Source organism: Sanguibacter inulinus (assembly GCF_013415325.1).
GTDB lineage: Bacteria > Actinomycetota > Actinomycetes > Actinomycetales > Cellulomonadaceae > Sanguibacter > Sanguibacter inulinus.
In genome coordinates, this window is the sequence record NZ_JACBYE010000003.1 from 16,160 (window position 1) to 41,139 (window position 24,980).

The window sequence follows — 24,980 nt, forward strand, 5'->3', positions numbered from 1 at the left end:
CAGCGGGCCAGAGAATAACCGGAAGGTTTCAGATGACGTCCCCCTCAGACCCGACCGCTGCCTCGGCGGCCCCCACCGAGGCAGCCGTCGCGGCACGCGAGAAGATCATCCGCGCTGCTCAGGGCGCCCTCAAGCGGTACCGCGTGATGGCCTACGTGACCGGTGTGATGCTGCTCGTGCTGGTGGTCGAGATGGCCATGAAATACGTCTTCAAGGTCGACGACGACATCATGCGGTACGTGACCTGGATCCCGTACGCGCACGGCTGGATCTACGTCGTGTACCTGGTCACCGTGGTCGACCTCTGGTCGAAGATGCGCTGGACCGTAGGACGGCTCGTCGTCATGGTCCTGGGAGGCGTGGTCCCGGTGATGTCCTTCCTCGTCGAGAAGCGGGTGCACGCCGACGCCGAGGCGCGGGTCGCCCAGGCGCGGACGGTCTGACGGACCCGGCGGGCGGGAACGGCTCCTCGTGAGGGCTGACCGGCGCACGGTCTCGTGGGCCCTGGGTCCGCGCGCCGTCGCACGGGCGCTGTGCGCAGCGGTCGTGGTCTGCGCCCTCCTCGGTGCAGGCCCTGCGGCAGCCGTCTCCCCGCCGGCCCAGCCCGCCACGAGACTCACGAGCCTCACCGGCCTCACGAGCCTTCCCGCGGCGGATGCCCAGACCGTCGACTACTCCTCGGGCCCCTACGCGGACAGGCTCTGCCCGACCACGCCCGCCTCGGGCGTCGCGTGCTCTCTCGGCCGCTCTCTCCTCGCGACGACCCAGGGCGCCGGCCACCGGGTCCGTGCTGTCGAGGCTGGTGCGACCTGCGAGCGGCAGGCCGGGCTGTGGGTCTGCTTCGACGTGCGGTCGTTCCTGGTCCAGCGTGGCGGCACGACCTACGGTGACACCTTCCTCAGCCCGGACGGGCAGCGAGACCTCGGGGCAGACCTCGTCGCCCATGAGTCGGAGCACGTGCGCCAGTGGCGCCTCTTCGGCCCCGACTTCTCGCTGATGTACCTGGCCGAGGGCGTCGACCCCTGCGGCAACTACTTCGAGCAGCAGGCGGGTCTCGTCGCGGGCGGTTACTCCTGCGGGTAGCTCGCGCTGTCTCGGTCTGACGGGAGGTGCGGCTGACGGAAGGCGCGGCTGATCGCGCTGCCTGTCTGGAACACGGCGAGCCAGAGCAGCACCCGCTGGAGCGGCCGCAGCGGGGCGGCCACGACGGCCCGCCACCCTGTCGAGCGCACCCATGTCTGCACGACCGAGACCTGTGTCCCGCCGGCGGTCGGGGCGAGCGCGATCTCGACGACGACGGGTCGGCGCACAGCCGCGTCGGGGTAGACGAACCGCCACCGGACCCGGGTCCGGGGCGAGGAGTCGACCAGCTCCACCTGGCACCGCAGGCGGTCGGGTCGGACGCGCACAGGCTTGCCCGAGGAGTCGGTGGTGCTCGTCCTGGCGGCCCAGGTGGTCTCCTCGCCGGACCCGGTCGTCTCGACGGAGGCGATGCTCGGGTACCACTCCGGGACCCGCCCGGGGGCTGACACGAGCGCCCAGACCTCGTCGACCGAGGCAGGGACGAAGGTCTCGGCCGATCCCGTCGCGACACCGGGTGCCCGAGGGCGTGCCTGTCGGGGTCGGGGTTCGGCCTCGACCCGGGCGAGCTCCGCGAGGACCTGCTGCGGTGTGGTCCCCAGGCGCTCGAGCAGGTCGGTGACCAGCCCGCTGGGCTCGGCGAGCAGCTCGCGCAGGACCGCGGCAGCGTCACCGGCTCGTCCCCGCCCGGCGGCGCGCCCGATGAGGTCGCTCGCCCGCCGGGTCCACTCGTAGCCGCCGGTCTCGTGGAACACGATGCGTCCAGCGTCGGGCAGCCCTGTGCTGATCCCGAGCGAGGCGAGCTGCTCGCTGTGGAGCGACTCGACGGCGGTGCGTGCGTCGGCGAGCGTGATGCCCGTCGAGCGCAGCGCGATGCCAGCAGGCTGGTCGCTGACCACGAGGGCCAGCAGCAGGTGCTCGAGGTCGGCCTCCCGCAGGCCGAGCCTGGAGGCCTCCTCCATCGCGACGAGGGAGAGGGTCTGGCTCGTCGCAGCGGCGCGGCTGAGCTTGCTCATGCGTTCCTCCTGGGGACGGGGATCGTGGGGTCGATGCGCTTCGAGTACTTCTTGTGGACGGCCTGCCGGGAGACCCCGAGGGCGTCCGCGACGGCCTGCCAGCTCATCCCGGCGCGCAGGGCCGCCTCGACCTGGCGCAGCTCGAGCGAGTCGGCGAGGACGCGCAGCGACGCGACGGCTCGCAGACCTGCGCGGGGATCAGAGGTGTCAGCCGCTGTGGCGGCGACGTCGGGGGTCGGCATGCCGTCAACCTAAGTTGCTAGTGGGCAGGTTGTCAACCAAGGTTGCTTTCTATCCCGCGCTGCATACCTGCGGGTAGGGCTGCTACGGTCCAGGCATGACCACGACCACGACCGCGCCAGCCGCCGACGTCCTCACGGCCCGCGAACGGCTCGTCCGTGCAGCCCAGGAGCTCTACGGGGAGCAGGGGGTCGACGCGACCACTCCGCGCCAGGTCCTCGAGCGCAGCGGCGTCGGGCAGGGCAGCCTCTACCACCACTTCCCGAGCAAGACGGACCTCGCACGCACGGCTCTGGTCCGCACCACCGAGGAGTCCCTCGACAGGGCCCGCGGGACGCTCGCCGGTGGCGGGAGCTCGAGCGGACGGCTGCGCGCGTACCTCGGGGCGCCGCGCGACGCGCTCGCAGGCTGCGCCGTGGGCCGCATGACCAGCGATCCCGTCGTCATGGCCGACCCGACGCTGCGTGCACCGCTCGAGGAGTACTTCACGGGGCTGCTCGACCTCGTGACGCTCGCCCTGTGGGAGCAGGGGTTCTCCGAGACCGAGGCGCACGACCGTGCGATGACCGTCGTCGCGACGGTCCAGGGCGGCTACGTCCTGGCCCGGGCGCTCGGCGACGACACAGCCCTCGAGCGCGCGCTGCGCGGAGCGCGGACGCTCTGCGGTCTGGAGGAGTCATGACTGGTCGTCCGGGTCACGCCGCGCCCACTTCTCCATCAGCCCTACGTCTCCCGGAGGTCTCGTCGTGACTGCGCACCCCACCGCCTCACCCGTCGCTCCCGGCGCTGTCCGCAGACGCCTGCGCGGCCTCCCCAGCTTCGGGGCAGAGCTCCCGACCTTCGACGTCGCCGCCGCGCCCGCCGTCCCCGAGGCGCTGTTCCTCGAGTGGCTCGAGCACGCCGTCGACGCCGGGGTGCTCGCCCCGCACGCGGTGACGGTCTCGACCGCCGCGGCCTCGGGGGAGGTCTCGGCCCGCGTCGTGATCCTTAAGGACGTGTCGGACGAGGGCTGGGTGTTCGCCGGGCAGGCGACGAGCCCCAAGGGCCGCGACCTCGACGAGAACCCGCGTGCTGCGCTGACCTTCTTCTGGCCTGCCGTCGGGCGGCAGGTCCGGGTGGTCGGTGACGTCGTGCGCCGTCCCGCCGACGAGGCCGCCGCCGACTTCCTCGCGCGTCCGCCGGCGGCCCGCGCCGCGTACCTCGCGGGGGAGCAGAGCGCACCGATGGCCCCGTCCGACGACCTCTCCGAGGCGCTCGCCGCCGCTGAGGTCGAGGCGGCTGCGCACCCTGACGACGCGTCGCCCGGGTGGACGCTGTGGTCGGTGCGGCCGGTATCCGTCGAGTTCTGGCAGGCGGACCACAGCAGGGCTCACGTGCGGCTGCGGTACCGGCCGAGCGACGTCGCGGGGGAGTGGTCGACCGACCGGCTGTGGCCCTGAGCAGCAGTGTCAGGCACTGGCTCGCCTGCGGTGAGGTCTGCGCTCGCACAGGCACTCAGGTCTGAGCCAGGCGTGCACGCAGCCTCGGCCCGGTCTGAGTGCTGGTCTGGTCAGGTCTGCACACTGGTCTGGTCAGTGCTGTACCGCGGACGGTGACCCCAGCCGGACTGCGGGACGACTATCCTGGTCCGCGTGACGCACACCCCCACCTCTCTGCCCCGCCCGGTCCTGGTCGTCGACTTCGGTGCGCAGTACGCGCAGCTGATCGCCCGCCGCGTCCGTGAGGCCAAGGTCTACTCCGAGATCGTCCCGCACACCGCGACGGTCGAGCAGATGCTCGCCAAGGACCCCGCGGCGATCATCCTCTCGGGCGGGCCCTCGTCGGTCTACGCCCACGGCGCCCCCTTCGTGGACCCCGCGCTGTTCGAGGCCGGGGTCCCGGTCTTCGGCATCTGCTACGGCTTCCAGGCGATGGCCAAGGCCCTCGGCGGCGAGGTCGCGCAGACGGGGGTGTCCGAGTACGGCGGCACGGCTGTCGACGTCTGCCAGGCCGGTGCCCTGCTGCACGGCTCGCCCGAGCAGCAGACCACCTGGATGAGCCACGGGGACGCCGTGCACTCGGCCCCCGAGGGCTTCGAGGTCCTCGCGACCTCGGCCGGCTCGCCCGTCGCGGCCTTCGAGAACACCGAGCGCCGTCTGTACGGCGTGCAGTGGCACCCCGAGGTCAAGCACTCCCCGCTGGGCCAGCAGGCCCTCGAGAACTTCCTCTACGTCGGCGCCGGCCTCGAGCCGACCTGGACGCCGGCGAACGTCATCGACGACCAGGTCGCGATCATCCGCGAGCAGGTCGGCGACGCGCGCGTCATCTGCGGGCTCTCCGGTGGTGTCGACTCCTCGGTCGCCGCGGCGCTCGTGCAGAAGGCCGTCGGGTCGCAGCTCACCTGCGTGTTCGTCGACCACGGTCTGCTCCGCGAGGGCGAGGCCGAGCAGGTCGAGGTCGACTTCGTCGAGTCCACGGGCGTCCAGCTCAAGGTCGTCGACGCACGCGAGAGGTTCCTCACGGCGCTCGCCGGCGTGAGCGACCCCGAGACCAAGCGCAAGATCATCGGCCGCGAGTTCATCAGGGTCTTCGAGGACGCTGCGCGCGAGGTCGTCGAGGAGGCCGGCGAGTCCGGCTCCGAGGTCAAGTTCCTCGTGCAGGGCACGCTCTACCCCGACGTCGTCGAGTCCGGCGGTGGCGAGGGTGCGGCCAACATCAAGAGCCACCACAACGTCGGCGGCCTGCCCGACGACCTGCAGTTCTCGCTCGTCGAGCCGCTGCGCACCCTGTTCAAGGACGAGGTCCGCGCCGTCGGCCTCGAGCTCGGCGTGCCCGAGGTCATCGTCTGGCGCCAGCCCTTCCCCGGGCCGGGCCTGGGCATCCGCATCGTCGGTGACGTCACCGCCGAGCGCCTCGAGATCCTGCGCGCAGCCGACGCGATCGCCCGTGAGGAGCTCAGCAAGGCGGGTCTCGACCGCGAGATCTGGCAGTGCCCCGTCGTGCTGCTCGCCGACGTCCGCTCTGTCGGTGTCCAGGGCGACGGCCGCACCTACGGTCACCCGATCGTGCTGCGCCCCGTGTCGTCCGAGGACGCTATGACGGCCGACTGGACGCGCCTGCCCTACGACGTCCTGTCGATCATCTCGACCCGCATCACGAACGAGGTGCGCGAGGTCAACCGTGTGGTCCTGGACGTCACCTCGAAGCCGCCGGGCACCATCGAGTGGGAGTGACGCTCCGGCTGTAGCCGAGAGCGTCGGACGGGCGGTGACGGGACATCCCGTCACCGCCCGTCGTGCGTCTGGCGGTGAGGCGGCTGCGTCGCGCGCCGCCCCCGGGCGGGCGACGTCCCTGCGAGCAGGCCTGACCTTGGCTACGGTGATCCCAGCAGTGCAGTCTTGCAGGGCCAATCTTGAGGGAGATTCTGATGTCGAGCACAGTCACGATCAGGCAGAGTCGAGGAGTCGGGGTCGTCGGTCTCATCAGCATCATCGCTGGTGTCCTGATGATCATCGCCGGGGGAGTCACGTGGTGGGCGGTCGCCGACAAGCTGTCGCAGGAGGGGATCGTGGTGTCCGAGGACGCGTCGTTCCTCGCCGGCAAGAAGGTCAACGACCCGTTCTCGGCCTTCGCGCAGGCTGAGGTCATCAACAAGCACGCGCTCGAGATGTCCGACGGGCAGACCTACGCGCAGCTCGACCAGGACGACCCGCGCCGCGAGACGGTGATGAACGCGTCGTTCCTGCGGGCCTCGCTGTTCACGTCTGTGGTGTCCTTCGGCATCGCGGCGCTCGTCGCGGGCCTCGGTGTGCTGTTCATCCTCGTCGGCTGGGCGCTGCGCAGGGTCGCTGGCGGTCCGCCCGTCGTCGTCGAGACGTCGAGCGGCAGCCGGACCGTGGGCTCGCACCAGGCGTCCTCGGACGAGGTGCAGACGCGACGCTCCACCCGCGACAAGAACGACAAGCACGAGAAGGACGCCGCGACCACCGTCGTCCCCGAGACGACGAGCCCGGCGACCGCTGCTCCCGTCACGACGACGTCCGCGACGTCCACGACTGCGACCCAGGAGCCGGTGAGGGTCAGCCGCTCCGACCGCGCCGCGACGCCGTCGCCCGCCCCCGCCGGGGAGCGGCCCACCACGGGGACGACCCCGGTCGTCACCTCCGGCGAGACCGGGACGGCCGGACCGGCCAAGGACGACAGGCTCGGCGGCTGGGCGTCGCCCGCCGACCGGGTGACACCGCCTGCCGACCGGACAGCTCCGGGCGAGCCGACGGACGGGACGAACGACAAGGCGTGACGTCGACCGGCGGGGCTGAGCTCAGACGACACGTCTGAGGTCCGCTGAGCAGAGAAGAGGCGGGGCCCCCTGAGGGGTCCCGCCTCTTCTCTGTGACGGCGCCTTTGACGTGCGTCCATGACGGGCGTCTGTGACGAGTCTCTGTGACGGCTCTCTGCGACGTGCGTCTGTGACGGGTCCCTCCACGTGGCGCCGTGCCGTGCCCCGTCCTGCTCGTCCGGGCCCGGACGGTCCGGTGCTCGTCTCAGGTCCTGCGGATGCCCGCGACGACCGAGCCGACGAGCAGCGCGCCGCCCATGACGCTGAGCACGATGATCAGGGCGAGCTCGACGTCGAAGTCGACCCCGAGCCCTCGCGCGACAATGCCGGCACCGATCGCGGCGAGCAAGATGCCCCAGACGACGGTCCCCATGCGGGCTCCGCGACGTCGGGGCGAGTCGTGGACCGGGCTGGCGACGCTCGTGGCTGTGCCTGTGCCTGTGCCTGTGGCGGGCGCTGCCTCGGGTGCCGCGCCCTGGGCTGTGACGACCGGGTACGACGTCGTCGGGGCAGCCGAGGTCTGCTCCTCTGCGCGTGGGGCACCACTCCTGTCGTGGTCTGCGTACCCAGAACCGTCCGCGTCGAACCTCGTCGACTCTCGGATCTCTCCGGTCTCTCGGATCTCTCCGGTCTCCCGGGTGTCTCCGGCCTCCCGGGTCCCTCCGGTCTCCTTGGTCTCCCAGGTCTCCCAGGTCTCCCAGGTCTTTCCAGACTCGCGGATGTCTCCAGGCTCTCCAGGCTCTCCAGGCTCTCCGGACTCTGCGGTCTCGTGGACGTCTCGGGTCTCGAGCCGAGCCGTGCTGCTGGCTCCGAGACGCTCGGTGACGGCGACGCCGTCGAGCCTGATGGTCTCCGCGGTCTCAGAGCCCGGGGACTGCGCGGCGCTGACAGCGATGTGCTCGGTGACAGCCTCGCCAGGTGCAGGTGCAGGTGCAGGTGCAGGTGCAGGTGCAGCCGCAGCCTCAGTCGCAGCCCCGCTCTCAGTCTCAGGCTCCGTGCTCTCCGGCGACTGCCCAGTGACGCCGGAAGCTGTGGCGGCCGTGTCGTCATGCGCGACGTGGTCGGGCTGGTTGCTCACGGGACCTGCGGTGTCGGCGTCGCGTGCGGGGTCGTCCTCGGTCGGGTACGGGGTGGTCATGAGGTCTCCTCGATCGTGATCTTGCCTGCGCCTGCGGCGACGGTGACGTGGATGCGGGCGGTCTCGCCGTCGCGAACAGCCTGGTTCTCGAAGCTGGTCGACCGTCCGACGCCGGACTCGGTCGACCAGTCGTCGTCGAGGCGCCACTCGATGCTGCCTGCGCCGACGTCCACCTGCGCGGAGACGGGGGTGTCTGCCGGGACGAGGACGGTGAGGTCCCCGGCGCCCACGTGGACGGGGACCTCGATGGTCTCGCCGCGTGGCAGGTCGATGCCCGTGAGGTCGACCGTGGTCGACCCGAGCCCGACGGCGAACCCGTCGGTGGCGACCTCGCTCGAGGTCGGGCGGTAGGTGCTGTCGCCCATGAAGGTCGTCGACCCTGCGTCGAAGCCGGCCCCCAGGCCGGAGCCGACGCCCTGGAGCGCGACGAGCGGGCTCGCGAGGACGATGGCCACGATCGCGAAGAACCCGAGGGTCCCGGACCGGCGTCCACGCAGGCCGGCGACGGCGATGCCTACCCCTGCCAAGACCGCGAGCACCCCGAAGGTGGTGACTCCGACGTTGCCGTCGAAGGACTCCGAGCGGTCCGCCACGAGCAGTCCCGCGAAGACCAGGAGCGCGAGGCCGGCGACCAGGCCGACTGTCGCGCGGCCGGGGCCGCTGACCTTCTTCTCGGCCTTCTGCTCCGAGGACCACCCGATGACTGTGGGTGCCGCAGGAGCTGGGGGAGCTGGGGGAGGTGTAGGAGCTGTGGGAGACGGAGCGGGTGCGGTAGACAGACCCCAGGGAGCCGTGGCCCCGGCGGGCGGTCCGTAGGCCCCTGGGATGGGCCCGGAGGAGCTACGAGGCTGCTGCGTGGGTGTGCCCGTCGGGCGCTTGTCCAGGCTGGGTCCGGTGTACGCGGTCGTGCTCGTTCCAGGTCCGGTAGTCGTCGCGTCGGCGGCACCCGGCCAGGACGGGCTCGTGGCTGAAGCGGGTGACCCGGCTGAACCGGGAGCTGAGCCAGGGTAGGGCGGAGGCGATCCGGCCCCCGGGGTGCCGGGGTACGACCACGGTGCGCCAGCGCCGCTGGCGCCAGCCCCGTCACGACGGCGCCGCCGTGCTGTGACGAAGACCGAGACGACGAAGGCCACCAGGGCGATGCCGAAGAGGTCGTCGAGCCAGCCGAAGCCCCAGGGGCCCCACCAGCCGAACCGGCCCGGGTCCCAGCTGAGGCCGACGACGAGCAGCAGCCCGGCTCCGGCGATCGCCGCGTCGAAGCGACCGCGGATCGTCTCCTCGAGGTGGATGCGCCCGTCCGACTGCTCGGGCAGCAGCGCCCAGGCGAGTGCGTAGAGGACGAGGCCCGCGCCGGAGATGAGGGCGAGCACCCCGAAGGCGGCCCGGACCAGCAGTGCGTCGACGCCGAGCCTCAGCGCGAGACCTGACGCGACACCACCGATCCAGCGGTCGGGCGTGCGCACCAGCCCGGTGCGACGGACCGAGGCGAAGAAGCTCGCGACGTGGTCGGTCGAGCCGGGCGTCGGCTCGGGACCTGAGGTCGGGGCCGGACCACCGGTGCCCGGGCCGGGGGTGGGCGTCGGGCTTCCGGGGCCTGGCGCCGGCGGTCCAGCCGGCGAACCTGGCGCCTGAGGCCCCTGGTCTGAAGGGTCTGATGTGCTCATGCCTCGATCCTGGCCCGCCGGGTGCGCCGTCGACCATCGGGTGTGTCCCTGATCCGACCCTGATCCTCGTCGGGGCCGGTCAGGGGATCGTGGCCTCCAAGTCGTCCACAGCCCTGATCTTTCCCCCTGTCCTCCCCTCTAGAGTGGTCGCGAGGCGCCGGTCGGCGGCGCACCGTGCCACGATCAGAGGGTGACCCCCACCGTGACCGATCCCGGACCCGAGACGTCGACGAGCGCTCCCACGCCGCCCGCCGACCAGACCGGCGTGCCGCCCCGGACGGCCCCGCGGCTCCCGCTGCGCAGACCGCGCGGAGGCCGGATCCTCGGCGGGGTGTGCCTCGGCGTCGCCGCGCACCTCGACGTGCCCGTCAAGACCGTCCGCATCCTCATGCTGCTGCTCAGCCTCGTCGGGGGAGCGGGCATCTTCGCCTACGTGTTCCTCTGGACGACGGTCCCGGTCGGTGACCCCGCCCGGGCCGCTGCCGACCTGCGCGACCCGGCGCTCGCACGCCTCGCTCCCCGCACCGACCAGGCTCCGGGCCTCGACGCAGCGAGCCCGATGAGCCGGTTGCTCAGCCGCCTCCCCGTCCGCGACATCCTCGTGGGGTCTCTGCTCCTCGCCGGCGCGAGCGCCCTCGTCGCGAGCCGGTTCGGCGTGACGATCGAGTGGTCGTGGGTGCTGCCTGTCGTCATCGCCCTCGGCGGCACCGGGCTGGCGTGGAGCCAGCTCGACGCCAGCCAGCGCGGCGACCTGCTGAACCGTGCCGGCGGTCGGACGCCCAACGGTGTCCTGCGGCTGGTGGGAGGACTCGTCCTGGCGCTCGTCGGCGTGCTGGCCCTGGTCAGCCAGGACATGCCGTCCAGCGCGATGCTCCCTGCAGTCGTCGCCGCGCTCGCGGTCCTCGCCGGAGCCGCCCTGGTCCTCGCGCCCTGGTGGCTGCGGCTCCTGCGTGAGCTCGGCGAGGAGCGCGCGGCACGAGAGCGGGCCAACGAGCGTGCTGACATCGCCGCCCACCTGCACGACTCCGTCCTGCAGACCCTCGCGCTCATCCAGCGCAGCGCCGACAGGCCCGGTGAGGTCACCCGGCTCGCCCGCAACCAGGAGCGCGAGCTCCGGGAGTGGCTGTACGACGACAGGCCCGCGGAGGGGACATCCCTCGCCGCCGACCTCCGGGGTCTCGTCGCCGACGTCGAGAACCGCATGAGCGAGCGGCTGGGAGGCGACGAGGCCGTGTCGGTCGACGTCGTGGTGGTGGGTGACTGCCCGCCCAACGACGCGACCAGGGCACTGCTCCAGGCTGCACGAGAGGCGACAGTCAACGCTGTCGTGCACGGACGCCCGCCAGTCTCCGTCTATCTCGAGGTGAGCGAGGCTGCGGCCGAGGTGTTCATCCGGGACCGCGGGGAGGGCTTTGACGTCGAGGCGATCCCGCACGACAGGTTCGGGGTGCGGGAGTCGATCCTCGGGCGGGTGCAGAGACGCGGCGGCCAGGCGAGCGTGCGCTCGGGGCCTGGTGGGGGCACGGAGGTCCGTCTGAAGGTCCCGCTCGTCGAGCACAGTGCCGAGGCGTCGCACCCGGCGGCTGCCCAGGGTGCGCCTCAGGCGGCGACCCCCGGATCGCGTCCGGACGCGAACCCTGTGTCTCGCCATGCTGGAGGTCCGGCGTCCCGTCCGGCGGCTGGCCCAGCGTCGCGTCCGGCTGGAGCCCCACCGTTGCCTCCGGCGACCTACCCGGCCGCATCCCCGTCAGCACCCTCGACCTCGCAGGAGACCAGCACATGAGCGCCGACCACCCGACCCGAGCCGTCCTCGTCGACGACCACGACATGTTCCGTGCGGGTGTGCGTGCCAGCCTCGACGCCCACGTCGAGGTCGTCGGTGAGGCGCCGGACGTCGATGCGGCCGTGGCGGTGATCCGGGCGACCATGCCGACAGTCGTGCTGCTCGACGTCCACCTGCCCGGTGGCGGGGGTGGGGGCGGCGCCGAGGTCATCACACGCTGCGCGGACCTGCTCGCGGGTACCCGCTTCCTCGCGCTGTCTGTCTCGGACGCCGCAGAAGACGTGGTTGCCGTCATCCGTGCCGGGGCGCGGGGTTACGTGACGAAGGCCATCTCCGGACCGGAGCTGAGCGACGCCATCGACAGGGTCTCCGGAGGGGACGCCGTCTTCTCACCACGCCTCGCGGGCTTCGTCCTCGACTCCTTCGGGACGCAGGCAGCCGACGTCGCTGTCGCTGACGACGAGCTCGACAGGCTGTCGGCCCGTGAGCAGGAGGTCATGCGCCTGATCGCCCGCGGGTACTCCTACCGCGAGGTCGCGAGCGAGCTGTTCATCTCCATCAAGACTGTCGAGACCCATGTCTCGGCAGTGCTGCGCAAGCTGCAGCTGTCGTCGCGGCACGAGCTGACCCGTTGGGCTGCGGCGCGCCGGCTGCTCTGAGTGGTCGGTGGGCTATCGCCGCCGCTGCTCAGCCTGTAGTGGTGGGTGGCGCGTCTGCTGCCCAGACTGTCCAGGCTGCTGCGCGGCGGTTGCTCTGACCGGCCCGGTCGCCGCGCGACAGTCGCTCTGACCGGCCCGGTCGCCGCGCGACAGTCGCTCCGGCCGGTCCGGTGAGGAAGGTGCACCCGCGAGCGAGGATTTCCCGCGCTGCCGCTCGGCTGCCGTCGGCCTCCGTGACGGCATGGACCAGGTGGGCGGGGACGCTCGACGATCCGCGTCGCAGGTCCCGCTCCCGACGGCGAGAACACCGGGTCTGGGTGGCACCGCAAGGTGCGCGACGGGGGCCACGTCGTGCACGATGGTCCGATGACGCGTGCCACCCCACCTGAAGACCTCGACGGAACCGACCTCGCCGACGGCCTCCCGGTGGACCCTGACGACGCGCGACCTGTCCTCGTCGCCTGCTCGCACGGGACCGACGACCCCTACGGTCGGGCGGTCATCGCACACCTCGTGGGGCAGGTCCGGACGCTGCTCCCCGACGTCGACGTGCTCGAGACCTACGTCGACGTCCAGTACCCGCAGGTCGACGAGGTCGTCGCGTCGATCTCCCCGTCACGACCGGTGGTCATCGTTCCGCTCCTGCTGTCCGGAGGGTTCCACGTCACCGTCGACATCCGTCAGGCTGTCGAGGCGCGGGTCGCCGCAGGCTCACCGACCATCTCCGCCGGTGCCCTCGGCCCAGACCCTCGGCTCGCGACGATCCTCGTCGACAGGCTCGACGAGGCAGGTGCGCTGGCAGGGGACTCGGTGGTGGTCGCAGCTGCGGGGTCGAGCGTCGCGGCCGCGACCCTCGACGTGGACGCCGTCGCGGCCGACGTCGCCGCGGCCTGGGACGGTCCGGTGACTGTCGGCTACTGCTCGGCGGCTGCGCCTCGCGTCGACGTCGCCGCTGACCTTGCTCGTGCGTCACTGGGGGGACCGGAGCATGGTCGTGTGGTCCTCGCCTCGTACCTGCTCGCGCCTGGCTTCTTCCAGCGTCGGCTCGCGAAGGCTGGCGCGGAGATCGTCGCCGAGCCCATCGGAGCGCACCCTCTCGTCGCCCAGATCGTCGTCGACCGTTACGAGGCTGCTCTCGAGACGCTGCGGAGCCGGTTGACGGTCTGAGGTCGAGCTCGCGGACGCGCACGCACGTCGTGAGTGCGTAGTTGAGAGGTCGAGCCTGTGGACGGGCGCGGGTCACGGGTGAGTGGTTGAGAGGTCGAGCCTGACGACGGACGCAGGTCACGGGTGAGTGGCTGAGACGTCGAGACGTCGAGACGTCGACGAGCGGGTGATCTGACGCTCTCTCCCCTGGACGTTGTATCGCCTTGCGTCAGCCGGGGGTGGTGCGGGCATGCTTGGGGCATGGATACCCCCGTCCGCGTCACCGACGCACTGAGCATCCCCGCGAGCGAGCTCTCGTGGCGGTTCTCGCGGTCTTCGGGACCCGGCGGTCAGGGAGTCAATACCGCAGACAGCCGTGTCGAGCTCCTGTGGGAGCCCGCGACCTCTGCCGCGGTCGAGGCGTTGCCGCAGGCGCTGCAGGAACGGCTCATGACGCGGCTGCGGGGTTCCCTGGTGAACGGGGCCCTCGTCATCGTCTCGTCCGAGAACCGTGCTCAGCTGAGAAATCGGGCAACTGCACGAGATCGCCTGGCACAGACCGTGCGCGAGGCCCTCGCGCCTCCGCCGCGGTCGCGTCGGGCGACCCGACCTACGCGTGGATCCGTCGAGCGCAGACTGACCGCGAAGAAGAACCGTGGCTCGATCAAGGCGGGCCGGTCTTCACGTGGGCACGCGGACTGATCCGTCACGAGGGTGTGCGGACTGATCCGCCACGAGGGCGGGCGGACTGATCCATCGCGTGGGCAAGCGGACTGATTTGTCACGAGGGCGGGCGGACTGATCCGCCTGCAGGGGATGCATGGAAATCTGCAGTGACACATCGTGTGGCCTGGCTGGTCGCGTCCCAGTCGCACTCTGATCCACCGCGTGGTCGCGGATCGTCGTCACACGGCCACTACGAGAGGTGATTTTCTGACGACAAGTCATTAAGATCTGAGCATGGACTTCCTCTACAACCTCCTCCTCGTCCTCCACCTCGTCGGTTGGGCCATCGTGCTCGGTGGGTACATCGCCACGATCCGCCAGCCAGGGGTCTACCGCGGTACTTTCCACGGCGCTGCGACGGCGCTCGTCACCGGCGTCCTCATGGTCGGTCTGGCCGAGTCGGTCGACTCGCTCGACAAAGACCCGTCGATGGTCAAGATCGGGATCAAGCTCGTCATCGCCCTGGTCGTCACCGTGCTCGCACTCGTCGCGAAGAAGAGAGGCGACGCCGTAGCCCCTGCGGTCAAGCACACGATCGGCGGACTGACCCTGGTCAACGTCGTGATCGCTGTCTTCGTCTGAGGCGTTCCGGCTGATCCTCGCTCTCGGAGTCGAGGTGGAGCGCTCCCTGGGGGGAGTGAGCGCGTTCTCCGCGTCACCGCGGCCAGCCACAAAAAACTCTCGCGGGCTCCGGGGCTCGAGGGCTAGCGTCGTGCGCGATGACCACGATCCAGATACTCCTGCTCGGCGGTGCTTCAGGGACAGGCAAGACGACTGTCGGATGGGAGCTCTCCGCGATCCTCGAGCAGCGCTGCGTGGCTCACTGCGTGATCGACGGCGACACCCTCGGGCACATCTTCCCCGCGCCGCCCGGAGACCCTTCACGATCGGGGATCGTCGAGAGGAACCTTGCGAGTGTGTGGTCTGGGTTTGCCGAGGTCGGTCAGACGCGGCTGATCTACACCAACACCGTGAGTGTTCTCGAAGAAGAGATGATCCGGCGGGCGGTCCGCGCATCGTCTGCCGGAGGTGTGGTGTCGTCCGAGGTCGAGTTCACCAGCGTGGTCCTCGTCGCTGGTGCCAGGACCGTCGCTCAGCGTCTTGCGCGGCGCGAGACTGGTGATCGGGTGGACCTGCACATCGACCGCAGCCTCCGTGCCGCGATGCTGCTGCAGCAGCGCGCGTCGAAGTCTGTCGTCGTGATCTCCACCGACGGTCGCGCAGTCGAGGACGTCGCTCTCGAGGTGCTCGACGCCACGGGCTGGTGATGATCACGGGCCGGCTGGTCACGGCTCCCGACGGTGAGTACGCCCCTGGAATCCGCGGAGCAAGAGTCGCCCCGGCTGCTTGTCCCGGTCAGGAGGGCGGGTGGTCGCCGAGGTCATGGTCAGTCCTTCCCTCCGGAAGCCCGGTCCGGATCGGCGTGCCACGGGCCGGCGTCTTGGGCGTGACGGCAACGTGTCCGGACCTGCCGACAGGGTCGGAGAGCTGGACTGCAGGATGATCGAGATGGGTGCGCCCCGACGGCGCGTCCCAGTGCACGACGGAGTCGTCGGTGTGGCTCGCGGTCTCCTCGGCAGGGCTCTGGGAGGTGCCCTCGGTGATGGTGCTGGCCATCCGTGGGGTCCATCGGGTGGTGTGCTTGAGGCGGTGGTGCTTCCTGCACAGGTGGATGAGGTTGCTGTGGCTGGTGGTGCCGCCTCGGGCCCAGTCGGTGATGTGGTCGACGTCGCATCGGGCGGCTCGTCGTGAGCACCCGGGGAACCGGCAGGTGTCGTCACGGATCTGGAGCCACGTACGCAGGTCCGCGGGGACGGCATACCTGTCTCTGCCTACGGAGAGGACCGTCCCGGTCTCCGGGTGGGTCAGGAGCCGGATGAAGCTGGTGGCGTGGGCTGCGAGCTCGCGTGCTGTCGCGGCGTCGATGGGCCCGTAGCCGGCGAGGTCGCCCGGTTCCTCAGAGTGTCCGAGCAGCGTCATGACGGGCACGGTGACGGCCACGACGGGACGGATGCCCCGCACCGAGACGGGCAGGGTGCTCCCGGGCGCCCTGGTCGAGGGGTGTTCGAGGGCGGCGGGTGAGGTGGGGCCACCGCTCGTGCTCAGAGCCGGAGTGGTCGAGGTCCCTCGAGATCGGAGGTGCTGAGGAGTGCTCGGCTCTTGTGGGGACGGGTCGAGCTCGCCTGATGAGCTGGAGGCTCTACCTGAGCCGGGCTGTGAGCTCGAGCCGCGCTCTGAGTCCGAGGCGGGCTGTGAGCTTGAGCCGCGCCGTGGGTCTGAGCCGCGCAGTGAGTCCGAGCCGGGCTGGGAGCTCGAGAAGTGTTGTGAGTCCGTACCATGCGGCGCAGTCCAGGCAGACCCGCCGTCCGCTGCTGCCCGCGCGTCGTCGTCCAGGAGCAGCTCGATGCACGCGTCGGCACGCAGCTGCGCCAGCGTTCGGGTCTCCTCAGGGCCTTGGCAGGAGATGGCGATGTCGGAGAGCCGGTTGAAGATCGCTGCGGCGTGCACTGCAGGCATGAGCTGGTGCAGCCAGGACATGCCGTCTCGCCCGGGCTCGAGCTCGACCCGGCGCTCGACCAGGGCGACCGTGTGACGCTCGACCAGTGGGCGCGGGTCATGACGTTCACGGGCGCGCCGCGCTACCCGACCCAGGTGCGCCACCGTGGTGGTCTTCGCCCGCTCGGCCAGGATCGCGTCCAGCACCAGCGTCGGGCCCTCGTCGAGAGCGGCTGTGGCCGACATGACCACCTGGGCATGCCTGTAGGACAGCGTCCCCTCACCGAGTGCGGTCATCGTCGCGGGCAGCTCGTGGACCAGTGCCTGGGCCTCGTCGAGGAGGACCATCGCCGATCCTTCGGGGACCCGCAGGCTGCACGCCAGCTCGGCGGTCGTGGACCGCGAAGCGATGCGATGGTCTTCGATCGACCCGCGCTCCTGACCCCGCGCCTGTGCCAGCGCGTCGACGGAGAACCGCGACCACCGTCGTACCTGGTCGATCAGATCTGCCCGGCGGGCAGCCACCACGGCCAGCTCACGATCAGCAGCCACCACGGCGTCGAGCAGGACCCCCAGGGCCTCGTCGGCCTCGGCGTAGGAGGTCGGTGGCGGTCGGGTCCAGAGGGAGGTCAGGCTGGTCGGAGCAGGAGCAGGAGCAGGAGCAGGAGCGGGAGCGGGAGCGGGAGCGGGAGCGGGAGCGGGAGCAGGACGCTGTGTCGCCTCGGCTGGCCCTGTCCTGACCGTGTCGCGAGAGTGCCGAACGCCGACGGCATCGCGCCGCGCGAGCGCAGAGACGGTGGGGCGCCGCCCGACCGTATCGCGAGGTATCACCGCTATCGTCGTCATGCGGCAATTCTACGGATACCCACTGACACGAGCCGCGGCAGCGTGGTCGTGGTCGTCAGCGCTACGCGGAGAGGCTGTGACCCGAGGGCGCAGTCTGAGGGCCCACCGGGATGCCCGGCTCCGCCCTCGTAGAGACACTCGGACCGGGCCTAGCCCTCTTCCAGACACTCACCCGGGCTCCGCCCTCGTCCGCACGCTGACCGGGCTCCACCCTCTCCCACGAGCAGACGGGGTCCCGCCCGCTCCCGCACCTTCAGACCAGCGACTGCTCCAGGTACTGCTCTTCCTCGGTCCACACGAGCCGTCCCCACGACCCGTTGACCATCAGCAGGTAGGGCGGGACGTGACCGCACTCGACGTCCGCGACGATCGGGACCCCGAGACTCCCCAGGGCGTCGAGGACGGCCTCGTCCTGAGTCATCGTGGGGGAGTCGGGTGCCGACGTCCGCCCGACGAGCACCGCGACCGCCCCGTCGAAGTACCCGGCCAGGCGCATGCCGTGCAGCCTGCGGCAGATCGACAGCGCGTCCTCACCGGCGGCCTCGATGTAGACGATCAGAGGCCCGGCCACAGGCCTGGCATCGAGTATCCCAGACCTGCCAGACGCAGAGTCGTCAGACGCAGATCCGACATCCGCAGAACCGAAAGTTGCAGAACCGACATCCGTAGAACTAACACCCGCCGAACCGACACCCGCCGAACCGACACCCGCCGAACCGACACCCGCCGAACCAACCCCCGCAGATTCGTCACCCCCAGAGCCGCCACGCAGCGCCGCCGTCCGCCCGAAAGGCGTCCCGGCGATCCCCGACTGCGTCTCGATGCAGCCTCCGACGACCCGCCCCTCCAGGACCAGCCCGCCAGTGCCGTCGACGTCGTCCGGGCGGTCGATCCTGCGCCACCCACCGGTCCCGTCCCACGTGTGCTGGGAGACTGTCGGGTCGACACCCCAGTCGTCCCAGCCGGAGGCGCGGTGCATCCCAGGGCTCGCCTGGCGCAGCGTGGCCCCGGGTGCTGCCGTCGCGACGTCCAACCACGAGAGCAGCGGGGCCGGCACCTCGTACGGGGTGTCCATGAGGTTGGTGCCGTGCAGCGTGGCCCACCCGGTGAGCAGCGTCAGCGGCGTGAGGATCGTCGAGATGTCGGAGAACCCGACCATCCACGTCGGCTCGGCGGCTGCGACGGCCGCCATGTCGAGGTGCGGGAGCAGGTCGATCGCGGTCTCGCCGCCCCACGGCGGGATCACCGCCCGGACCTCGGGATCGGTGAGCATCCGCTGCAGCTCCGCGGCCCGCTCGAGCACAGGCGCGCTCACGTGCGTCGTCCCGTCCAGGCACTCTCCCAGCTGGACCTCGTAGCCGCGCTCGCGGAGCCAGGACACGGCGTGGTCGAACCTGCCGCGGACCGTGTCACCGACGCCGCTCGACGGTGCGGTCACCCCGATGGTGTCGCCGGGGCGGAGGGGGCGCGGGTACCTGATCTGCATGAGCACAACCCTCGCACAGCGGCTCCGGGGGCCTAGGGTGACCCGCATGTCAGGAATCTTGGAAGTCGTCGTCGGCCTCGTCATGCTCGTCGGGCTGGTGGGCGGGACCACGCAGATCATCCCCGGCGGCCTCGTGATCCTCGCCGCGCTGCTGGTGTGGACGATCATGACCGGCGGCGCGGTCGCGTGGGCGGTCTTCGTCGTTGCGGTCGTCGCCGTGGCCGCCTCGGCCGTGGTCAAGTACCTCGTCGCGGGGCGGCACATGACACGCGCTCAGGTCCCGGGCTCGACCGTCGTGGTCGGCGCGGTCGCGGGGATCATCCTGTTCTTCGTCATCCCCGTGGTCGGGCTCTTCGTCGGGTTCGTCGGCGGGATCTTCCTCTGCGAGCTCTCCCGGCGTCGCGACGCGGCGCTCGCGTGGTCGGCCACGAAGGCCGCTCTCACGGCGACAGCGCTCACGGTGCTCATCGAGCTGGCGGGCTCGCTCGTCGCCGTCGGTGCGTGGGTGGTCGGGCTGATCGTCACGTGACTGGGGAGTGTCACCGGCGGTCCCTCGTGTCGGTCCTGACGCTTAGGCTGGGTCCGCTATGACTTCTCTCTTTGATCACCTCCCAGGTTTCGACGGCGCAGGCCTCGGTCGCGCCCCCGCGCAGGCGGCCGCAGGCGAGGCTCCCGGGCCGGCGTCCGGCGCGAGCGCACCCGGCGGGTCCGACGCCCACGCAGCGGGCTCCTCTCCTGCAGGTCCCGCGAGCGACGCCCTCGCGCGTGTCGCAGCCGCGCACCCGCAGGACTGGGAGGCGTCCGCAGAGCAGGCCCGTGACCGTGCGTCCAAGGTCGCCGTCGAGCTCGTCGAAGGCCTGAACCCGCAGCAGCGCGAGGCTGTCGAGCACGGTGGGAGCCCGCTCCTCATCGTCGCGGGCGCCGGGTCGGGGAAGACCCGGGTGCTCACCCACCGCATCGCGCACCTGCTCGCGACGGGTCGGGCGAGGCCGTCGGAGATCCTCGCGATCACCTTCACCAACAAGGCCGCTGCGGAGATGCGTGAACGCGTCGCCGCGCTCGTGGGGCCAGCGGCCGGGCGGATGTGGGTCTCGACCTTCCACTCGGCCTGCGTGCGGATCTTGCGCCGTGAGGCCAAGTCCCTCGGGCTGCGCCAGAGCTTCTCGATCTACGACTCCGCCGACTCTCAGCGGCTGCTCACCATGGTGCTGCGCGAGCTCGACCTGGACCCCAAGAAGTTCCCCGCGAAGCAGCTCCAGAACAAGATCTCCTCCCTCAAGGACGAGCTGGTCACCCCTGAGCGCTACGCCGCTGAGTCGGGCGCGTCGTCGCCCTCGGGGTCGACCGCCAACGAGGTCGACCAGGTGCTCTCCGACGTCTACACCCGGTACCAGACGAGGCTGCGGCAGGCGCACGCCCTCGACTTCGACGACCTCATCATGTCCACGGTCACGCTGCTGCAGGAGCACCCGGCCGTCGCCGAGCACTACAGGCGCAGGTTCCGCCACATCCTCGTCGACGAGTACCAGGACACCAACCACGCGCAGTACATCCTCGTCCGGGAGCTCGCCGGCTCGGCGCCCCGGCGCGACGGCGGCACGTCTGGCACCGCAGACGAGCAGGCTCCCGACGAGTCGGACCACCCCGGCGGCACGGGTGCCCAGGACGACAGCGACCACCTGGCGCAGGGGCAGGGCCAGCAGACCAGCCAGCACGCCAGCCAGCCCGGTGCGCTCCCGCCCGGCGAGCTGACCGTCGTCGGTGACGCGGACCAGTCGATCTACGCCTTCCGTGGTGCGACGATCCGCAACATCCTCGAGTTCGAGGCCGACTACCCGGACGCGCGGACCATCCTGCTCGAGCAGAACTACCGCTCGACCCAGAACATCCTCTCGGCCGCGAACGCCGTGATCTCGCGCAACACCGACCGCAAGCCCAAGCGCCTGTGGACCGACGCGGGCGAGGGCGCGAAGATCATCGGCTACGTCGCCGACAACGAGCACGAAGAGGCCCGGTTCATCGCCCAGGAGATCGACCGCCTCGGCGACACCGAGAAGGTGCGCCCAGGCGACGTCGCGATCTTCTACCGCACCAACGCGCAGTCCCGTGCGCTCGAAGAGGTCCTGATCCGCGTCGGCCTGCCCTACAAGGTGGTCGGCGGCACGCGCTTCTACGAGCGCCGCGAGATCAAGGACGTCATCGCCTACCTGCGCGCCGTCGCCAACCCTGACGACGACGTCAACATGCGCCGCATCCTCAACGTGCCCAAGCGCGGGCTGGGGGACAGGGCCGAGTCGATGGTCGTCGCCCAGGCAGAGCGTGACAGGTCGTCCTTCGGCGAGGCGCTCGACAGGCTCGACGAGATCCCTGGCCTGACGACCCGGACCCGGACGCCGCTCAAGGCCTTCCGCGACCTCATGGACGGGCTCCGCGAGCTCGCCGAGGGTGGCGCTGGGCCGGCCGAGATCATCGGCGAGGTCCTCGACCGCACCGGGTACCTCAAAGACCTCCGCGCGAGCGACGACCCGCAGGACGAGTCGCGCGTGGAGAACCTCGCCGAGCTCCACGCCGTCGCGAGCGAGTTCGAGGAGTCCGAGCCCGAGGGCACGCTCGCAGACTTCCTCGAGCGCGTCTCGCTCGTGGCCGACTCCGACCAGATCCCCAGCGCCGACGACTCCGGTCACGAGGGTGTCCCAGTGGTCGACCCCGGGGTCGTCACGCTCATGACGTTGCACACGGCCAAGGGCCTCGAGTTCCCCGTCGTGTTCCTCACCGGTATGGAAGACGGGACCTTCCCGCACATGCGGTCGCTGCACGACGAGGTCGAGCTCGCCGAAGAGCGCCGCCTCGCCTACGTCGGCATCACCCGAGCGCGTGAACGGCTGTACATCTCGCGGTCGGCCGTGCGGTCCGCGTGGGGCATGGCCAACGAGTTCCCGGCGAGCCGGTTCCTCGACGAGGTCCCCGAAGAGCTCTGGGACTGGCGTCGTCGTGAGTCGAGCATGTCCGCGCTCCGCGGCCCGGGTGGCTACTCCGGCGGGTACGGGTCGGGTGGCTACGGATCCGGACAGCGACGACGGTCCTCGGACGACGACGACTTCGCCCCGCCCATCGGCGGCAGCGGCTACCGCAGCTCGAAGACCACGACCATCCCGGCGTGGAAGAAGCAGGCCGAGCCCGCGGCGCCCAGCTTCGGCTCGGGCGGTGGCAAGGCAGAGGGGGACATCCCGTCGCTCGCCGTCGGCGACAGGGTCACGCACGACTCCTTCGGTCTCGGGACCGTCCTGGCCGTCGAGGGTGTCGGCACCAAGGCCGTCGCGAAGATCGACTTCGGCGGGGACGGCACCAAGCGGCTCCTGCTGAGGTTCGCCCCGGTCACCAAGCTCTGAGGCTGGGCCTGCCGGACGAGCAGGCCCAGCAGCCAGACAGCAGCCAGACGGCGGGCAACCGGGTGTCTGGCGTGCCGGTTCAGCGGCCGGGCATCCTGCCACACGCCCACCTCGCAGGGCATACTCGTGCCATGCGAAGCGAGCTCTTCAACCAGGCCCACAACGAGGTCCACACCGGCGAGCGGTACACCCTGCAGAGCCCCAAGATGCTGCGGGTGTCCCTCGGCCCCGACGTCATCGCCGCCAAGGGCGTCATGGTCGCGTACACCGGCCAGGTCCAGTTCAAGCACGAGGGCGCCGGCTCGGTCGCCAAGGTGATGAAGCGGGTGCTCACCGCCGAGGACCAGCCGCTCATGCGGATGAGCGGCCAGGGCGAGGTCTACCTCGCCCGCCGCGCGGCGAACGTCTTCACCATGCTGCTCGAGGGGGAGGGCATCAGCGTCGGCGGGCACTCGCTCCTCGCCTTCGACGCGAACCTGCAGTGGGACGTGCACCGCACGAGCGGAGCCGGGATGGTCGGAGCCGGCCTGTTCAACACCGTCATCGGCGGCCACGGGACTGTTGCGCTCACCTCCGACGGCCCGCCGCTGATCCTCGACTGCTCGCAGCGCCCGGTCTTCGTCGACACCGACGCGGCCGTGTGCTGGTCGGCGAGCATCGCCCCGACCATCGTCAGCTCGATGAGCGCGATGTCCTTCATCGGCCGCGGCTCCGGCGAGGCGATCCAGTACTCCTTCCACGGTCCGGGTTTCGTGGTCGTCCAGCCGTCCGAGACTGTCTGACTGAATGTCTGACTGGGCCTCTGGTTGAGCCTTCGCCCGTCCTGCCGCCCGCCCGCCCGACCATCTGACAGGTATCTCGTCCGCTCACCTGGCCGGCCAGTCCGGCCGGATCCGCCAGACCGGCCAGTCCTGCCAGACCCGCCAGCCAGGCTGGATCGATCCGCCCGCCGGTCCTAGGCTGTGGCCGGTGACAGCACACGAGCTCACCATCAGACGGACGACTGCAGACGACTGGCGCGAGGTCCGCGCGCTGCGTCTCGAGATGATCCGCGACACCCCGAAGGCGTACGTCGAGACGCTCGAGACCGCTCAGTCCCACGACGAGGCAGAGTGGAGGATGCGCGGTGCCCGTGGCAGCGCGGAGCACGGCATCGCGATCGCCGCGATCGACGCGTCAGGACGCTGGGTCGCGACCATGGGCGGCTTCGTGCCCGACGTCTCGACGGGTCCGCTGCTCGTCGGTGTCTACGTCGCGCCCGACGCCCGCGGCCGGGAGGTCGGCCTGGCGGACGCCCTGCTCACGACGATCGAAGACTGGGCGCGGACCGAGAGCGACCGGTTGACGCTCCACGTCCACGAGGAGAACGCCCGTGCTCGCGCGTTCTACGAGCGCCGCGGCTTCGTCGCGACAGGTCGTACGGTCCCGTACCCGCTCGCTCCCGACGAGCTCGAGGTCGAGATGAGCCGAGCGCTCTGACGGCTGGTCGCGGTCGGCAGGGATGCAGCCAGGCTGAGAGGCGATCGGGCTGGGCGAAGGCCACCGGTCTCGACCGTCCGCAAGAGCCCAGCCGACCACGGCCGCCGCCCGCCAGACCGACGCGCTCCGCCGTCGGTCGGCCCGGCCAGCCGCGCCCCCGTACCCTCGGTGGGGCGACGCGTGCCGCCACGACCGCAGGCCCACGGGCCACCGAGGAAGAGAGTGCGAGTGATGCACAGGCAGAGTGACGCAGCGGGTCCGCGTCGGGGCAGTCGGTTCTGGCGGTCCTCACAGGCTGCTTCCGGCCCTGGGGCCCCCGAGACGACGGTGTCGACCCGGCGCACCCGGTACGTCGTGGACGGTCACCTCACCGCGGCGCCGCACGAGGTGAGCATCGCGGAGGCCCTGCGCTTCGCCCAGGACGAGCCCGGCACGATGACGCTCAGCCTCTTCCCGACGCCGACCGCGGACGACGTCGACGAGCTCGCGCACGCGTGGGACCTGCACCCCGTGCTCGTCGAAGACCTGCACCACGCCGGTCAGCGTCCCAAGCTCGAGCGCTACGGCGACGTCCTGTTCCTCGTCGTGCGCTCGGCGCGCTACCTCGACGACATCGAAGACGTCGACTTCTCGGAGTTCCACGTGCTCGTGCGACCGCACGCCATCGCGGTGCTCTGCCAGGACGGACGGTGGATCGACGGCTCGGACGAGACCACCCTGCCGGGCAGCTCGACCGAGATCGCCGACCACACCCTGCTCGACGACGACAGGCTGCTCGCCCTCGGCCCAGAGGCTGTCCTCTACAGGCTGCTCGACGCGATCGTCGACGGCTACCTGCCGGTCCTGCGCGGCCTCGCTGTCGACAAGGAGCAGATCGAGCGCCAGGTCTTCAGCGGCGACGCGGCCGTCACCGAGCGCATCTACCGCCTGAGCCAGGAGGTCATCGACCTCCAGCACGCGACCTCGTCGCTGACCGACGTGCTCGACGCGCTCGGCAAGGGCTTCGACAGGTACGGGATCCCCGACGCGCTGCGCACCTACCTGCAGGACGTCTCCGACCACCTGCTGCGGGTCGACACGCGGGTCGCCGAGCTCCGCGACGCTCTCGCGCAGATCCTCACGGTCAACGCGACCCTGGTCAGCCAGCGCCAGAACGAGGACATGAAGAAGATCTCCGGGTGGGCGGCGATCCTCTTCGCGCCGACGCTCATCGGTGCGATCTACGGCATGAACTTCGACAGCATGCCCGAGCTCCACTGGGCTCTCGGTTATCCGATGGCCGTCACCGCGATGGTCGTGCTCGGTGTCGGGCTGTACGTCGTCTTCAAGCGGAAGAAGTGGATGTAGCCCGCGCACAGGCCCGCGAGCCCGCCCGCCTGCAAGTCCGCAGGTCAGCCGAGCGGGCTCGCGCCTGCGCACCCGCAGGACCCCGCGCACTGTGGCCTACCTGACACAGTGTCAGGAGCGCCGATCGGGTGATCGGCACTACGCTGTCCAGAAGTGTCTCGATGTCG

At 70.9% G+C, this 24,980-nt stretch carries 22 protein-coding genes and 2 pseudogenes; 18 read left to right on the plus strand and 6 right to left on the minus strand.

Features of this window, described 5'->3' with window-relative positions; translation table 11 throughout:
• Positions 1-32 precede the first annotated feature (32 nt).
• Positions 33-443, plus strand: coding sequence for a DUF3817 domain-containing protein (locus tag HZZ10_RS01785; protein WP_179912185.1), 411 nt, complete (start codon positions 33-35; stop codon positions 441-443).
• Positions 444-471: 28 nt separating this feature from the next.
• Positions 472-1,083 (plus strand): hypothetical protein, encoded by a 612-nt coding sequence (locus HZZ10_RS01790; RefSeq protein WP_179912186.1) that lies wholly within the window; start codon positions 472-474, stop codon positions 1,081-1,083.
• Here HZZ10_RS01790 and HZZ10_RS01795 read toward each other — a convergent pair.
• On the minus strand, positions 1,068-2,096 hold the full coding sequence (locus HZZ10_RS01795) for an SRPBCC family protein (RefSeq protein WP_179912187.1): 1,029 nt from the start codon (positions 2,094-2,096) through the stop codon (positions 1,068-1,070). The genes HZZ10_RS01790 and HZZ10_RS01795 overlap by 16 nt on opposite strands.
• Positions 2,093-2,338: a hypothetical protein gene (locus HZZ10_RS01800; RefSeq protein ID WP_056128885.1), complete on the minus strand. Its 246-nt coding sequence runs from the start codon at positions 2,336-2,338 to the stop codon at positions 2,093-2,095. Before HZZ10_RS01800 ends, HZZ10_RS01795 begins: the two co-directional genes overlap by 4 nt.
• 95 nt (positions 2,339-2,433) lie before the next feature.
• Here HZZ10_RS01800 and HZZ10_RS01805 point away from each other — a divergent pair, with 95 nt between their 5' ends.
• The 4 genes from HZZ10_RS01805 to HZZ10_RS19760 all read left to right on the plus strand — a co-directional run bounded on the left by HZZ10_RS01805 (position 2,434) and on the right by HZZ10_RS19760 (position 6,615).
• On the plus strand, positions 2,434-3,018 hold the full coding sequence (locus HZZ10_RS01805) for a TetR/AcrR family transcriptional regulator (protein ID WP_179912188.1): 585 nt from the start codon (positions 2,434-2,436) through the stop codon (positions 3,016-3,018).
• Positions 3,019-3,082: 64 nt separating this feature from the next.
• Positions 3,083-3,775: a pyridoxine/pyridoxamine 5'-phosphate oxidase gene (locus HZZ10_RS01810; RefSeq protein ID WP_179912189.1), complete on the plus strand. Its 693-nt coding sequence runs from the start codon at positions 3,083-3,085 to the stop codon at positions 3,773-3,775.
• A gap of 192 nt (positions 3,776-3,967) precedes the next feature.
• Positions 3,968-5,548, plus strand: a complete 1,581-nt coding sequence (gene guaA / locus HZZ10_RS01815) for a glutamine-hydrolyzing GMP synthase (RefSeq protein WP_056128894.1) — start codon at positions 3,968-3,970, stop codon at positions 5,546-5,548.
• A 194-nt stretch (positions 5,549-5,742) separates the two neighbouring features.
• The gene (locus HZZ10_RS19760; protein WP_306525899.1) at positions 5,743-6,615 is read left to right on the plus strand and encodes a hypothetical protein; all 873 of its coding nucleotides are present in this window, start codon (positions 5,743-5,745) and stop codon (positions 6,613-6,615) included.
• A 244-nt stretch (positions 6,616-6,859) separates the two neighbouring features.
• Here the strand turns inward: HZZ10_RS19760 and HZZ10_RS01825 are convergent, their stop codons facing one another.
• Together HZZ10_RS01825 and HZZ10_RS01830 are read right to left on the minus strand one after the other, a co-directional pair.
• Positions 6,860-7,792: a hypothetical protein gene (locus HZZ10_RS01825; RefSeq protein ID WP_179912190.1), complete on the minus strand. Its 933-nt coding sequence runs from the start codon at positions 7,790-7,792 to the stop codon at positions 6,860-6,862.
• Positions 7,789-9,456: a PspC domain-containing protein gene (locus tag HZZ10_RS01830; RefSeq protein ID WP_179912191.1), complete on the minus strand. Its 1,668-nt coding sequence runs from the start codon at positions 9,454-9,456 to the stop codon at positions 7,789-7,791. The genes HZZ10_RS01825 and HZZ10_RS01830 overlap by 4 nt, the downstream gene beginning before the upstream one ends.
• Positions 9,457-9,787: 331 nt before the next feature.
• Here HZZ10_RS01830 and HZZ10_RS20135 point away from each other — a divergent pair.
• From HZZ10_RS20135 to HZZ10_RS01860, 7 genes and pseudogenes are all read left to right on the plus strand, one after another.
• Positions 9,788-9,856 (plus strand): annotated as a pseudogene (locus HZZ10_RS20135) (hypothetical protein); the annotation flags it as partial.
• 942 nt (positions 9,857-10,798) lie between these two features.
• Positions 10,799-11,239: pseudogene (locus HZZ10_RS20140) on the plus strand (histidine kinase); the annotation flags it as partial.
• The gene (locus HZZ10_RS01840) at positions 11,236-11,898 is read left to right on the plus strand and encodes a LuxR C-terminal-related transcriptional regulator (protein WP_179912192.1); all 663 of its coding nucleotides are present in this window, start codon (positions 11,236-11,238) and stop codon (positions 11,896-11,898) included. The pseudogene HZZ10_RS20140 and the gene HZZ10_RS01840, both read left to right, overlap by 4 nt.
• Positions 11,899-12,264: 366 nt before the next feature.
• A complete protein-coding gene (locus tag HZZ10_RS01845) occupies positions 12,265-13,065 on the plus strand; it encodes a sirohydrochlorin chelatase (protein ID WP_082543762.1) in 801 nt (266 codons plus the stop codon).
• A gap of 240 nt (positions 13,066-13,305) precedes the next feature.
• The gene (arfB, locus tag HZZ10_RS01850) at positions 13,306-13,746 is read left to right on the plus strand and encodes an alternative ribosome rescue aminoacyl-tRNA hydrolase ArfB (RefSeq protein WP_179912193.1); all 441 of its coding nucleotides are present in this window, start codon (positions 13,306-13,308) and stop codon (positions 13,744-13,746) included.
• A 258-nt stretch (positions 13,747-14,004) separates the two neighbouring features.
• Positions 14,005-14,352: a hypothetical protein gene (locus HZZ10_RS01855; protein ID WP_056128908.1), complete on the plus strand. Its 348-nt coding sequence runs from the start codon at positions 14,005-14,007 to the stop codon at positions 14,350-14,352.
• Positions 14,353-14,489: 137 nt separating this feature from the next.
• Positions 14,490-15,038 carry an AAA family ATPase gene (locus tag HZZ10_RS01860; RefSeq protein ID WP_179912194.1) on the plus strand — a complete coding sequence of 183 codons (549 nt, stop codon included), beginning with the start codon at positions 14,490-14,492 and terminating at the stop codon, positions 15,036-15,038.
• An 88-nt stretch (positions 15,039-15,126) separates the two neighbouring features.
• Here HZZ10_RS01860 and HZZ10_RS19280 read toward each other — a convergent pair whose 3' ends face one another.
• Both HZZ10_RS19280 and HZZ10_RS01875 read right to left on the minus strand, forming a co-directional pair.
• The gene (locus HZZ10_RS19280) at positions 15,127-16,821 is read right to left on the minus strand and encodes an HNH endonuclease signature motif containing protein (protein ID WP_373367305.1); all 1,695 of its coding nucleotides are present in this window, start codon (positions 16,819-16,821) and stop codon (positions 15,127-15,129) included.
• 544 nt (positions 16,822-17,365) lie between these two features.
• Entirely contained in the window at positions 17,366-18,598 is a 1,233-nt protein-coding gene (locus HZZ10_RS01875) for a S66 family peptidase (RefSeq protein WP_179912195.1), read from the minus strand.
• A gap of 46 nt (positions 18,599-18,644) precedes the next feature.
• On the opposite strand from HZZ10_RS01875, the gene HZZ10_RS01880 reads away from it, so the two are divergent.
• From HZZ10_RS01880 to HZZ10_RS01900, 5 genes are all read left to right on the plus strand, one after another.
• Positions 18,645-19,127, plus strand: coding sequence for a DUF456 domain-containing protein (locus HZZ10_RS01880; protein ID WP_179912196.1), 483 nt, complete (start codon positions 18,645-18,647; stop codon positions 19,125-19,127).
• 58 nt (positions 19,128-19,185) lie between these two features.
• Positions 19,186-21,987, plus strand: coding sequence for a DNA helicase PcrA (gene pcrA, locus HZZ10_RS01885; RefSeq protein ID WP_179912197.1), 2,802 nt, complete (start codon positions 19,186-19,188; stop codon positions 21,985-21,987).
• Between the two features lie 131 nt (positions 21,988-22,118).
• Entirely contained in the window at positions 22,119-22,769 is a 651-nt protein-coding gene (locus HZZ10_RS01890; protein WP_056128922.1) for an AIM24 family protein, read from the plus strand.
• 187 nt (positions 22,770-22,956) lie between these two features.
• Positions 22,957-23,466, plus strand: a complete 510-nt coding sequence (locus HZZ10_RS01895) for a GNAT family N-acetyltransferase (RefSeq protein ID WP_308507459.1) — start codon at positions 22,957-22,959, stop codon at positions 23,464-23,466.
• 327 nt (positions 23,467-23,793) lie between these two features.
• Positions 23,794-24,813 (plus strand): magnesium and cobalt transport protein CorA, encoded by a 1,020-nt coding sequence (locus tag HZZ10_RS01900; RefSeq protein WP_373367306.1) that lies wholly within the window; start codon positions 23,794-23,796, stop codon positions 24,811-24,813.
• Positions 24,814-24,980 lie beyond the last annotated feature (167 nt).